This is a genomic window from Candidatus Hydrogenedentota bacterium, assembly GCA_012730045.1.
In the GTDB taxonomy this organism is placed as follows: Bacteria; Hydrogenedentota; Hydrogenedentia; order Hydrogenedentales; family CAITNO01; genus JAAYBR01.
This window is the reverse complement of the sequence record JAAYBR010000013.1, coordinates 1-11,971: the sequence shown is the minus strand read 5'-3', so window position 1 is coordinate 11,971 and position 11,971 is coordinate 1. Positions and strand designations below refer to the sequence as shown.

Below are 11,971 nucleotides of genomic sequence, written 5' to 3'. Positions count from 1 at the left end.
GTATGGAGAATCCGTTCAGGTTGCGGGAAGGGTGATGGGGGCGCCGTACTCCCGGAGCATCGCAAAGACGACGCGGGTCACGTGGCCGCACGCCGAATCAAGAAACGCCGGGTCATAGTCCCGCATGCGCAGGAACAGCAGGATCGGCGCCTTGGCCATGATGAAAAAAGTGATCTGCGCGGAGAGCGTGAACGCGCAAAACCGCGCCTGCTCCTCCGTCATGCCGGGGCAGACCGCCCGGAGCAGCCCCTCCAGCTCGCTGTGGTCCGGACGGAACACCTGGTCCACGATCTGCTGCAGCGACGGGGACGCCTCCAGCAGGGTCCGCATCATCAGGCGGACGTGCCACGCCGGCCCCTCGGGGGGGAAGTAGGAGTGGAACCAGTCGGACATGAAATCGGCCATCAGCCGGGAAAGCTCGCGGCGCGACCGGGTGGATTCGGCCTCGGCCCTGTACTCCGCGACGGGCCTGCGCATGGCGCGCGTGGCCACATGGCGCAGCACCTCCGTGTACAGGTTTTCCTTCGACCCGAAATGGTAGTTCACCGCCGCCACGTTCGCCTTCGCCCGCTCCGCGATCGCCCGGATGCTCGTCCCCTCCAGCCCATGCTCCGCGAAAAGCGGCCCCGCCGCCTCCACCAGCGCCAGCTTGGTTCCGTCCAGGGGTGGGTTCATGTCGCGCGCTCCAATGGTCATTTCGACCGTTGGCGCAGAGTATACATCAAATGTTTGTTTCAGTCAAGCGTTTGAAGCGGAGACAGGAAAAACTCGAAGGCGGGGCATCTTACTCCCTCGGGCGGCGTGGCAGTTCAAGTCCCAGCACGGCCACGCCCGCCCAATACCCGAGCATGCACCCGGCCGCGCTGAACCCTGCCCCGCCCTCCACCCCGAGGAAGGGAAGCGCGGTCAGCAATCCGGCCACCCCGCCCAGAAAGGTAAAGAACGGCAGCCCGAGGCAGGTCCGCGGCGTGAGAACTTTCCGCAGGGGGTAATAGGACAGCACGCCGAAGGACAGGGCGGCCATCGGCCCGACAGCAATCCCGAATCCGGCACCAAAGGACGAATCCTCCCCCGCCAGGGCAAAGGCAACTCCGGCAAACAGGACACCGAAGAACACCCCGGACACCAGATGGAACCCCGCCCATGCCGACAAGGTTCTCACCATGTGAACGGCCATTCCTTCTCCCTTTCGGCTGAACCCTAGCCCACAGCATAGCACTTGTATTCAGGCTGTTCAATGCCAGAATGCCTCTCCCTCCGTTGCCCGTCCATGATGTCCATCCCGTCCATGGTGTCCATTTAAATGAAGAACGGACGATATGGACTTGATGGACATCATGGACAGGGCGGGACAGGCATTCCCCACGATGGGGTTGGGTGCGCGTATTCCCGGCATTGGAAACAGCGCGGGAAATGCTGGTATCATGGGTTCAGGACCAAGGAGTGACCGGTATTGGAGCGGACGGCGGCGCGGCCTCCCGAGGGACGGGACTGTTGCCGCAGTGCGGGTTGGGCGAGGGAACGGGCGCCCCGGCGGGACGCCGGCGCGGAGACAGGCATTGCGGTACGCGATTATTTCCGACATTCACGCGAATATTGACGCCCTGAAAGCGGTTCTCAAGCGGATTGACGACATCGGTGTGGACCGGACGGTCTGCCTCGGGGACGTGGTGGGGTACAACGCCACGCCGAACGAGTGCATTGACCTGATCGCCGAGCGGAACATTCTGGCGATTCTGGGGAACCACGACGCGGTGGCGTGCGGGCTGGAGGAGCCGTGGGGCTTCAACCCCGTGGCGCTGGCGGCGGCCATCTGGACGCGGGACCAGCTCAGCGACGACGCGGTGGAGTGGCTGCAGAACCTTCCGGACGCGCTGAATTTCGGGGATTTCGTGGCGGTGCACGGCGCGCCGAAGAACCACAACACCTACATCTTCACCTGGGAGGACGTGATCCCCCATCTGCCGTTCCTGGACGAGCAGAACTGCCGGCTCTGCTTCATCGGCCACACGCACACGCCGGTGATCCTCTGCCCGCGCGGCACCTACGCGGTGAACGAAGGCAACGCGTTCCCCGTGGACACGGAGGAGGCGCTGTTCATCAACCCGGGGTCGGTGGGCCAGCCGCGGGATGACGACCCGCGGGCCTCTTTCGGCGTTCTGGACACGGAGAAGAAGACCTTCAAGCTGGAGCGGGTCGTGTACCCTGTGGTGGAGGCGGCGAAGCGCATTCTGGAGGCGCGGCTGCCCTCGTTCCTCGCGGACCGTCTGGTGATCGGCAAGTAAGCCCGGACACGGAAAGGACAGGGACCATGCGGAAGGCTACGATTTCCCGGGAGACCAAGGAGACGCGCATCACCGTGTCGGTGGCGCTGGACGGCGGGGGCCGCGCCGCCGTGAACACCGGCGTGGGCTTTTTTGACCACATGCTGGACCATGTGGCGAAGCACGGGCTGCTGGACCTGGAACTGACCGCCGAGGGCGACCTGCACATTGACCCCCACCACACGGTGGAGGACGTGGGCATCTGCCTGGGCAAGGCGGTGCTGGAGGCCGTGGGCGCGCCCGTGGGCCTCACGCGCTACGGCCACGCCGTGGTGCCGATGGACGAGGCGCTGGCGGAGGTCGCGCTGGACTTCAGCGGCCGGCCTTTTCTGGCCTTCGACGCCGACTTGCCGCCGGCGCGGCTCGGCGAGTTCGACGTGGAGCTGGCGGAGGAGTTTCTGCGGGCCTTCGCGGTGCAGGCCCGCATCACCCTGCACGTGCGCCTGCTGCGCGGCAAGAACCTGCACCACTGCGTGGAGGCCATTTTCAAGGCCCTGGGCAGGGCGCTGCGGCAGGCGCTGACGGTGGACCCGCGGGTCACCGGCGTGCCGTCAACCAAGGGAAGCATTGAGACATGATCTGCATCGTGGACTACGGCATGGGCAACCTCCGCAGCGCGCAGAAGGGCATTGAGCGCGCCGGGTTCGCCGCCGCCATCACCAGCGACCCGGAAACGGTCCGGAAGGCCCCCGCCGTGGTGCTGCCGGGCGTGGGCGCCTTCGGCGACTGCTACCGGGGGCTGGAAGAACGCGGCCTGGTGGACGTGGTGCGGGAGGCGGCCCTGGACGGCCGGCCCTTCCTCGGCATCTGTGTGGGCCTGCAGCTCCTCTTCGAGGGAAGCGAGGAAAGCCCGGGCTGTCCCGGTCTGGGCGTCATCAAGGGACAGGTGGTGCGTTTTCCGGACAGCCGGGAGACGGGCCTGAAAGTGCCGCACATGGGCTGGAACCAGGTGCGGACCGTCCCCGGGCGGGCCAACCCGCTGCTGGACGGCCTGGACGGGACGCCCCACGCCTATTTTGTGCACAGTTTCTACGGCCGGCCGGAGGATCCGGAGGCCGTGCTGGCCACCTGCGAGTACGGCGTCGAGTTTGCGGCCATGGTGGGCGGGGGCAACCTGTTTGCCCTCCAGTTCCACCCGGAAAAAAGCCAGACCGACGGGCTGGCCATCCTGCGCGCGTTTGGCGGGCTGGCGGGGGCGGAAGCCGTCGCCTGAGGGCGCCGGAATGGGTTTCCCCGCCGACAAAGGACGGTTCGCATGATCAAGCGGATGCTGGTTCCCACGGACGGGAGCGACATGGCCCGCAGGGGCGTGACCTATGCGCTGGCGCTGGCGGAGAAGCACGGCGCCTCCATCATGGCGCTGCATGTGGTGGACGTGAAGCTCCTTGAGGGCCCCTTCCTGCGCGACATCTCGGCCTCCCTGGGCACGGCCCCCTATGTCAACTACACCGGCAACATCTCCTCCCTGCTGGAGGTCCACGGCCTCAGCGCGCTGGAGGAGGTGGAGCGGCTGTGCGCGGAGCGGGGCGTTCCCTGCGAGACAACCCTGGCCACGGGCATCGTGCCGCGGGTCATCGTGGAGGCCGGCGAGCTCGCCGACCTGATCGTGCTCGGCCGGGGCGGCGAGCACAGCCCCTGGCTGGAGGGGCTGGCCGGGTCCACGGCGCAGGCCGTGGTCCGGCGTGCCTCCACGCCGGTTCTCGTCACCGGCGCCGCGGCCCCAGAGGGCGACAAGGTGGTGGTGGCCTACGACGGCAGCCCCCACGCGCGCAAGGCGCTGCGCACCGGGGCGGATGTCGCCCGCGAATGGGGCATGGCCCTGCATCTGGTCACGGTGCGAAACGACGCGGAGGCCGTGCAGGGCGAGGCGCTGGGCTATCTGGAGTCCCGGGAAGGGCTGGAAATCGTGTGCGTGGCGCGGCAGGGCGACGCGGGCGAGGAAATCTCGGCCTACGCGGGCGAAAGCGGGGCCGCTGTCATCGTGATGGGCGCCTTCGGCCACTCAAAGCTGCGGCAACTGGTCGTCGGCAGCACCACCGCCTACGTCCTCCACAGCGCCCCCTGCCCCCTTCTCCTGCTGCACTGATCACAGGCGCTCAACCCCAAAGCCGCCGCCGACCTCGATGACGGCGCCGGTGGCGTAGTCAAACGAACCCTCCGCCAGGGCCGCCACCGCGCGGCCAATGTCCTCCGGCGTGCCCCAGCGGGGCGTGAGCAGGAGCCCCTCCCCAATGAGGCGGTCATACTTCTCCGTGACCCCCGCCGTCATGTCCGTGGCGATCACGCCGGGCTGCACGTCGAAGACGGGGATGCCGTAGGGGGCGAGGCGGACGGCGAAGCACTTGGCGGTCATGCTGAGGCCGGCCTTGCTGACGCAGTATTCCGGACGGTTCGCGCTGGCCGCCCGGCTGGAGATGCTGGTGATGAAGACCATGCGGGGTGGGGCCAGACCCGCCTCCACCTGGGCGATCATGCGTTTCGCCACGGTCTGGCTGAAAAAGAAGGGGCCGCGCAGGTTGATCCCCATGACGCGGTCGTAACTCTCCGGGGAACATTCCAGCAGGTCCGCCCGGACCAGCGGCGCGACCCCAGCGTTGCTCACCAGGACGTCCACCGCACCGAAGCGCCCCACCACCGCGTCCACCATTGCCTGATGGGCGGACAGGTCGGAGAGGTCCCCGGCCACGGGCAGGCATTCCCGCCCCAGGGCCTCGACCGTGCGCCGCAGCGTCTCCAGGTTGTCCTCCGGGTCGCCGGGGACATGCCGGGTGGCCACCCCGGCGATATTGAAGCCTTTGGCGGCCAGGGCCAGGGCGATACCCCGGCCGATGCCCCGGCTGGCGCCGGTGACGAGGGCGGTTCCGGACGTCTTCATGGCATGTCTCCCAGTTCTGCGGACCCGCGGCCCGCCGGAATCCAGGGCGGAAACGCGGTAACAGTTTCCGGACCCGGGTGTATAATAACGGCGGTGGACTGTGTCCATCAATCGCGTAACACCGACCCGTTCGGGAGAGAAGGCCATGCGCAAGACAGCTGTCGCGTTGGTTTTGGTGTTGGTGCTGGCATGTCTGGCGGGATGCCCTGCCTGGTTCAAAAAACCCGCAAACCCGGACGATCCCACCGTTCCCCCGCCCGTCAATCCGGAATCACCGTCCTTCTTTTCGGCGGGGTCCGGCTGGAGCGCGCGGTACGCGGAAACGGACACGCTGGTCGGCGGCGGCGATGTGGAAAACGAGACGCCGCGCGGGGTGGTGGAGCCCGATGTCATCCGGCGGGACGGCGGCCTGCTCTACATCCTGAACCAGTACCGGGGCCTTGCCGTGGTGGACTTGGACACGTTCCAGGTCCTGTCCACGGTCCCCGTTTCCGGGTATCCCCGCGATCTGTACCTTGAGGGCGGGCGCGTCTGGATACTCACGGGATACGCCGTGGATGTCACCCGGGGGGACGACGGGCTGCTCCACTGCGCCATGGGTTCCCGCATTGTCGCGGTGGACGTGGCCGACCCCGCCGCCCCGCAGGTGCTCGGGTCCGTGTCCCTGCCCGGGGATTTCATTGACAGCCGCCTGGTCGGGAACGCCCTGTACGCCGTGTGCGCCGAGTTCTCCTATTCCTGGGAGGATGGCGGCGTGGTTTCCACGGAGGCCGTGAAGGAGCAGACCAGCTCCTCCTGGGTGACCAGCGTGGACATTTCCAACCCGGCGGACCTCCGGCCCGTGGAAACGGTGCGTTTTGAGGGGTACGGAAACCTGATCCAGGCCTCGGCGGACGCGCTGTTTGTGGCGTCGCAGGTCTGGGGCGACACCCAGACCACGACCATCCAGTACGTGGACATCAGCGATCCCGGCGGCCGAATGGCCGTGCGGGGGACCTGCTCGGTGCCGGGCTATCTCGCGGACCGGTTCAAAATGGACCCGTGGAACGGCGTGCTCCGGGTGGTCTCCAACTCCTGGTGGCCGGACCGGCAGACCTATGTGACCACGGTGGACCTCGCGAACCCCGACGCCCCGGCCGTGCTGGGGCAGACCACTCTTTCCGCCGCTGTGGGGGAAACGGCCTACGCGACCCGGTTTGAGGGGCCCCGCGCCTATGTGGTCACCTATCTGACCAAAGACCCGCTGTTTGTGCTGGACCTTTCCGACCCCGCCGCCCCGGCGGTCACGGGAACGCTGGAGGTGCCGGGCTGGTCCACCCATATCGAGCCGCGCGGCGACCGGCTGGTCGCCCTGGGGGTGGACGACACGGACGGCCACAACCGCGTGTGCGTGAGCCTGTTCAACGTCGCCGATCCTGCGGCGCCGTTTCTGGTCCAGCGGGAAACCTTCGGGGACGACTGGTCCTGGTCCAGCGCCTACGGCGACGTGAAGGCCTTCACGGTGCTCGACAACCTGCTGATCGTCCCCTTCAGCGGATGGAATGACAACGGCGGCTACGACCGCCTTCAGTTTGTGGCCTGGACCCCGGACAGCCTCGGCCTGCTGGGGCATGTGGACCTCCGGGGGGGCGTCCTGCGGTCCTTTGACTACGGCGGCGGCTACTACGGCGTGACCAGCGAGGAGCTGGCGGCCATCACGGGCGACCTGTCCTCCCCGGCCGTCAGCGCGCGGATCCCCTTGGCGGAGTATGTGGCGGACTATCAGCCCCTCTCCCCCGGCCGCGGACTCGAAGTGCTCCAGTCATACTCCGACGGCGCGGTCTCGGTGCGGTTGAACGTTAACGGGGTTGCGGCCTCCGAGGCGTTGGAACTGACGCGGAACAGCCTTCTGGAGACCTTCCCTGTGGCCGACGGCATGATCGTCACGGCCACGGGATACGACTGGGAGGACACGGGGGGGCAGGGCTTCTATGAGGTCTTCCGCGTGGCCTGCCCGCCGGACGCCGCGCTGCCGGGGGTGGTGTGGAAGCAGCGGGTGGAACTGAACCCCTGGTGGGGCGGCGGGCGGGGATACCCCATGCCCCTGTATGACGTTGGCATGCCGGAGGGGGCCGCGTCCGAACCGGGGGCGGCGGGCGCTGAGAAGCGCGTTTACGGGTATTGGGGGGGGTATGGCGGCGGAGACGCGGCGGTCATGACAGGGAAGTGGCTGGGACTGGTGGGATACCCCACGCAGACCATGGGGCCGGGCGACTCGCCCGTCTCACTGCCCGCCCTTGCGGTGCTGGACACGGAAACAGGGGTCGTGGCGGGCACCCCCCTGCTGGGCGCGGAGGATGTCCGCGCCGTGGCGGGGGATGCGGGGGCTTTCTGGATCACATCGTGCTACGCCGCGCCCGACGACCGGGGCGGCCGCCCGCAGTGCGCCTATTACCTGCGCAGCCTGATGCCGGACACGCTGACCCTGGGGCCCGCGGCGAACGTGCCGGGGACCTTCCTGTTCCACGACGCGGCCTCCGGGGCCTGGGTGTTTGAGGACACCCAGTACGGTGAGGGCTGGTCGTGGAGACGCATCCTGAACACCCTCGCCTGGGACGGGGGGGACGGCGCGGTGACGCACCTGTCGCGCCTGGAGCTTCCTGACTCGGCGGGTGAACTGGCGGCCGGGGATTCCGCGGCGTTCTTCCTCACGTGGGACGAAACGACCGGCATCGGCGCGGCGCGTGTCGGTGCGGACGGCGCGCTGGCCGACGGGGGAAGTGTGGGGCTGACCGACGGATCCGCGCAGTTGACGGGGGTGCGCGGGACGCGGGCCTATCTCTCCGTGTGCGGCGCGGTCCTCGCCCGGGTGGACCTCGGGGACGCCGGACCCGTACTGGGGGAGGCGACCGCCCTCGGCGGCTACCCCCTCGCGCTGCGTTTCAGCGCGGAGGGGGTCTACGCGCCGCTGGGCTACGGCGGGCTGGCCCTGCTGCCCCAGTGAACTGAACGACGGCAAGAACAACCGCCCCTTCCGGCATCCGGAAGGGGCGGTTCTGTTGTCCTGGGAAGGCGCGCCGCGCTCAGGCAAGCAGCTCGTTCAGTTTGTCCATGATGAGCTTCTCAATGGCCTTCACGCGTTTCGGTGTGTCGGCCTCCACGCGCATGACCAGTTTGGGCGCCGTGTTGGAGGCGCGCAGAAGGCCCCAGCCGTCGGGGAACTCGATGCGCGCGCCGTCTATGGTGACCACGTCGAGCTTCAGCTCCTTCTGGAAATACTCCGTGGCGCGGCGGACCACCTCGAATTTCTTGGCGTCCGCGCAGGTGACCTCCATCTCCGGGGTGCCGGGACGCTCGGGAATGGTGGCGAGGTGCGCGCTCAGGGGCTGTTTTCCCGCGGCGACGATCTCCAGCAGGCGCGCGCCCGCGTAGACGGCGTCGTCGAACCCGTACCAGCGGTGCTTGAAGAAGATGTGGCCGCTCATCTCGCCGGCCAGTTCGGCGTGCAGCGTCTTCATGGCCGCCTTGATGTGGGAGTGGCCCGTGCGCCACATGACGGCGTTGCCGCCGTGCTTCCGGATGTCCTCGTAGAGGCCGCGCGAGCACTTGACCTCGCCGAGGATCGTCGCGCCCGGCTTCTCCGCGAGGATGCTGCGGGCGAAAAGCGCGAGCAGGCGGTCGCCGGGCAGCATGTTGCCCTTCTCGTCGCAGCCACCGAGGCGGTCCACATCGCCGTCGAACGCGATGCCGACGTCCGCCTTGTGCTTCTTGACCGCCTTGATGATGTCGGTCAGGTTGGCCTTCTTGGTGGGGTCGGCGTGGTGGTTCGGGAAATTGCCGTCCACCTCGCAGAACAGCGGGATGACCTCGCAGCCGAGGGAGCGGTACAGGCCGATGGCGGTCAGGCCGCCGACGCCGTTGGCGGCGTCCACCACCACCTTGAGGGGCCGCGCGAGTTTAATGATCTGGCGGACGCGGCGGAGGTAGGCGGGCTTCATGTCCAGGCGGGTGATGGTGACGGGCTTCGCCGGGGCCTTGGGGAACTTCCCCGCGGCGGCGATGCGGCCGAGCTTCTGGATTTCCCCGCCGTAGATGGTGGTCTTGCCGACGCCGACCTTGAGCCCGTTGTATTCCTTCGGGTTGTGGCTCGCAGTGAGCATGAGGCCGCCGTCCACGTCGAGCACCTGCATGGCGTAATAGAGCACGGGGGTGGGCACCATGCCGATGTCAATGACGTTCATCCCGCAGGAGGTGACGCCGTCAATGAGCGCGTTGGCGTAGGCCTTCCCGGTGAGGCGCCCGTCGCGCCCCAGCACGACGCAGTTGTGCTTCCGTTTGCCGCGCATGTAGGCGACGTATGCCTTTCCGATGGTCTCCATCGAGGACTCGTCCAGGTCTTTTCCCGCGATGCCGCGGATGTCGTACTCTCGGAAAATCTCGGGGTTGATCTGCATGGCGGCGTTCTCCTGTGGAAGTGTGCGCCCAAACACGCCTGGGCACGGAAAGTATACCCGAAGCCCCCGCGGCGCCCCAACCTGCCCGCGGAAACCCGGCCGCCCAGAAGGGTCAGTCGTGGTCCAGCCGCTCCAGCTCGCGCATGACGGCGACGGCAAACACGGCGGCCCGCTCGATCTGGTCCGCCTCGACCAGGTCCGCCGTGTCTTCGGTCCACTGCCAGCCGCAGGGCACGCCGTCCGCGTCCAGCCCGACAATGCTGAGGGCGTTCCACCCGCCCGCCAGGGAGGTGTGGGCGTCGGTCGCGACGCTGGTGAGGCGCACCGGGGGCACCGGAAGGGTTTCGTCGGCTTTGGCTGCGGCGGCCCGCAGGAGGGCGCCGCAGTTCATGGCCACGGGCATCCCCTCGGCAACGGTGTGGCGGAGGGTGCCCCGCCCGACGCTTTCCAGATTGATGACATGGGTGAGCGGCTTTTCCACCCCGGCGCCTCCAAGGAGGACGCGGATTCCCGCGCGGCCCCGGCCGTGCGCGCCGGTCGCCGCCAGCCAGACATCCGAGTCGTCCAGGGGGGACTCGCGCAGCAGTTCGGCCGCGCGGATCAGCGCGGCGACGCCGGACGCGTTGCCGTTGGCCCCCGGCGCGTCGCCTCCCCAGGCGGCGGCGATGAAGTACAGGACGGCGCCGATGCCGAGCGCGGCGGCGGCGGCCCACCGAAACCAGGGCATGGCCGGATTCTCGGCGCCGCCGAGAACCGCCGCGCCCTCCACCACGCAGGTGGCGATGACCACGGTCATGGCAAGAAGCAGGAGGCGGTGCAGGGCGCGCTGCGCCGCGGCGGCGCCGGGCGCGGTCAGCAGCGTGGCCGGGCCGCTGTCATAGCGCGCGGTGAGCAGGAAGACACGCCGGGGCCGCAGCGCCTCCATGCGCGCGACCACATTGGCGGACTCGTAGGCGGGCAGCAGGCGGGAAAACACCGGACGGCCGGACCACTCGGCGAGAAAGGAGAAGGCCACCGCGCCGCCGTAGAGCGCGGCAGGCAGGGGCCACCACACGGCGGCCAGGGCCACCAGCAGGAATTCGGCGAGATACGAGGCGACCACCAGCTCCCAGTTGTCCACGCAGGAGAAGGGCTCGATTTCCGTATCCGGCGTGACCGAGGAGAGCCGCCCGTGGATGTAGTCGGCGGCGCGCTCCTCCTCCTCCGACTGGCTTTCCCGGCCGGGAAGGGTCTCGGACAGGAAGCGGACATCCTCCATGATTCCCGGCATTATTCCGTGCCCTGCCGGGCGCGGCCCGGCCTAGAGACCAACCTGCATCGCATCCCGCTCGCTTTCAATCCTGGGCGTGTTGAGCCACTCGGTGCCCCGCTCCCGCCAGAACTCAAGCGCGCTCTCGGCGCGGGGCGTGGGCGCCCGCAGGTCCACCACGGTGGGGGACACGAAGATGAGCAGGTTGCGGTTTTCGGAGTCCGCCTTGCGGCTGCGGAAGGGGATCCCCAGCAGGGGAATCTTGCCGAGCACGGGCACGCGGCGCTCCGTGCTGCGGAGCACCCGGCTGGTCAGGCCGCCGATCACCAGGGTTGTGCTGTCGGGCACATAGACGACGCCGGTCTGCGACCTCGTGGAGAACACGGGCAGGTCCACGCCGCGGAAGTTTTCGATCCGGTTGACGTCCGAGACTTCGAGGGTGGTCAGGGTGAGCTGCACCATGTTGTCCGGCATGATGGCCGGGGTGAAGTTAAGGTTCACACCGACGTCGCGCCACTGCACCTGAAGCTGCGGCGCGTAAGGGGGCGTGATTTTCGCGTCCTGGAACGGAACCTGTCCGCCCGCCTTGATGAGGGCGGGCTGGCCGTTGGCCACCAGGAGTTCCGGGCGGGAGATAAGGTCCGCGTCCGACTGGCGCTCCAGGGCGCGGATGGCGCCGTCTATGGTGCCGTAGGGGGTGTCAATGATGCTGAACGACAGCCCGGCCCCCTGCCGGTCCTGGAGCCCGTTGGCCAGATTGTTGTCCAAGTCGGACCGCAGGGGAGGCGGAAAGAGGCTTTGGTCCGGAAACGGCAGGTTGAGCGTGCCAAACTGGTCCAGGGGCAGCAGGTTGGTGCGGGCCTCCGCGACGGAGCCGTTCTTCTCGACGCCGCGGACAAAGCGTTTGAAGTTGAGGTTGGCGCCAATGTCCCGAATGCCCCGTTCGTTGGCCTCGCTGATCCAGACCTTCACCTGCACCTGCCGGATGTCGGTCAGCGGAGGCGGGGGCGGGGGGGCTGGTGGGGCCTCCGCCGGGGCGGGCGCGGGCGCGGCCTCCGCCGGGGCGGGCGCGGGCGCGGGCGCCGGGGCG

11 protein-coding genes are annotated in these 11,971 nt (G+C 68.4%); 5 read left to right on the top strand and 6 right to left on the bottom strand.

Features of this window, described 5'->3' with window-relative positions; all coding sequences use genetic code 11:
- Positions 1-15 precede the first annotated feature (15 nt).
- A complete protein-coding gene (locus tag GXY15_01355) occupies positions 16-675 on the bottom strand; it encodes a CerR family C-terminal domain-containing protein (GenBank protein ID NLV39861.1) in 660 nt (219 codons plus the stop codon).
- Between the two features lie 109 nt (positions 676-784).
- Positions 785-1,165, bottom strand: a complete 381-nt coding sequence (locus tag GXY15_01350; GenBank protein NLV39860.1) for a hypothetical protein — start codon at positions 1,163-1,165, stop codon at positions 785-787.
- Positions 1,166-1,559: 394 nt separating this feature from the next.
- Here GXY15_01350 and GXY15_01345 point away from each other — a divergent pair, with 394 nt between their 5' ends.
- The 4 genes from GXY15_01345 to GXY15_01330 are packed head-to-tail and all read left to right on the top strand — an operon-like array spanning position 1,560 to position 4,410.
- On the top strand, positions 1,560-2,285 hold the full coding sequence (locus tag GXY15_01345; GenBank protein NLV39859.1) for a metallophosphoesterase family protein: 726 nt from the start codon (positions 1,560-1,562) through the stop codon (positions 2,283-2,285).
- A gap of 26 nt (positions 2,286-2,311) precedes the next feature.
- Positions 2,312-2,902, top strand: a complete 591-nt coding sequence (gene hisB, locus GXY15_01340) for an imidazoleglycerol-phosphate dehydratase HisB (GenBank protein ID NLV39858.1) — start codon at positions 2,312-2,314, stop codon at positions 2,900-2,902.
- On the top strand, positions 2,899-3,537 hold the full coding sequence (gene hisH, locus GXY15_01335) for an imidazole glycerol phosphate synthase subunit HisH (protein NLV39857.1): 639 nt from the start codon (positions 2,899-2,901) through the stop codon (positions 3,535-3,537). Before hisB ends, hisH begins: the two co-directional genes overlap by 4 nt.
- A 42-nt stretch (positions 3,538-3,579) precedes the next feature.
- On the top strand, positions 3,580-4,410 hold the full coding sequence (locus GXY15_01330) for a universal stress protein (protein NLV39856.1): 831 nt from the start codon (positions 3,580-3,582) through the stop codon (positions 4,408-4,410).
- Here the strand turns inward: GXY15_01330 and GXY15_01325 are convergent, their stop codons facing one another.
- Entirely contained in the window at positions 4,411-5,199 is a 789-nt protein-coding gene (locus tag GXY15_01325; protein NLV39855.1) for a 3-ketoacyl-ACP reductase, read from the bottom strand.
- Between the two features lie 145 nt (positions 5,200-5,344).
- Here GXY15_01325 and GXY15_01320 point away from each other — a divergent pair, with 145 nt between their 5' ends.
- A complete protein-coding gene (locus GXY15_01320) occupies positions 5,345-8,182 on the top strand; it encodes a hypothetical protein (GenBank protein NLV39854.1) in 2,838 nt (945 codons plus the stop codon).
- A gap of 79 nt (positions 8,183-8,261) precedes the next feature.
- On the opposite strand, the gene GXY15_01315 is transcribed toward GXY15_01320, so the two are convergent.
- From GXY15_01315 to GXY15_01305, 3 genes are all read right to left on the bottom strand, one after another.
- Entirely contained in the window at positions 8,262-9,626 is a 1,365-nt protein-coding gene (locus GXY15_01315; GenBank protein NLV39853.1) for a phosphomannomutase/phosphoglucomutase, read from the bottom strand.
- Between the two features lie 118 nt (positions 9,627-9,744).
- Positions 9,745-10,902, bottom strand: coding sequence for a M28 family peptidase (locus GXY15_01310; protein NLV39852.1), 1,158 nt, complete (start codon positions 10,900-10,902; stop codon positions 9,745-9,747).
- Between the two features lie 30 nt (positions 10,903-10,932).
- On the bottom strand, positions 10,933-11,971 hold a 1,039-nt coding region (locus GXY15_01305), incomplete at its 5' end, for a type II and III secretion system protein (protein NLV39851.1).

Coding starts and splice junctions, on each gene's coding strand:
- GXY15_01355 (NLV39861.1), bottom strand. CDS start 675: ATGAACCCACCCCTGGACGGAACCAAGCTGGCGCTGGTGGAGGCGGCG.
- GXY15_01350 (NLV39860.1), bottom strand. CDS start 1,165: ATGGTGAGAACCTTGTCGGCATGGGCGGGGTTCCATCTGGTGTCCGGG.
- hisB (NLV39858.1), top strand. CDS start 2,312: ATGCGGAAGGCTACGATTTCCCGGGAGACCAAGGAGACGCGCATCACC.
- hisH (NLV39857.1), top strand. CDS start 2,899: ATGATCTGCATCGTGGACTACGGCATGGGCAACCTCCGCAGCGCGCAG.
- GXY15_01330 (NLV39856.1), top strand. CDS start 3,580: ATGATCAAGCGGATGCTGGTTCCCACGGACGGGAGCGACATGGCCCGC.
- GXY15_01325 (NLV39855.1), bottom strand. CDS start 5,199: ATGAAGACGTCCGGAACCGCCCTCGTCACCGGCGCCAGCCGGGGCATC.
- GXY15_01320 (NLV39854.1), top strand. CDS start 5,345: ATGCGCAAGACAGCTGTCGCGTTGGTTTTGGTGTTGGTGCTGGCATGT.
- GXY15_01310 (NLV39852.1), bottom strand. CDS start 10,902: ATGCCGGGAATCATGGAGGATGTCCGCTTCCTGTCCGAGACCCTTCCC.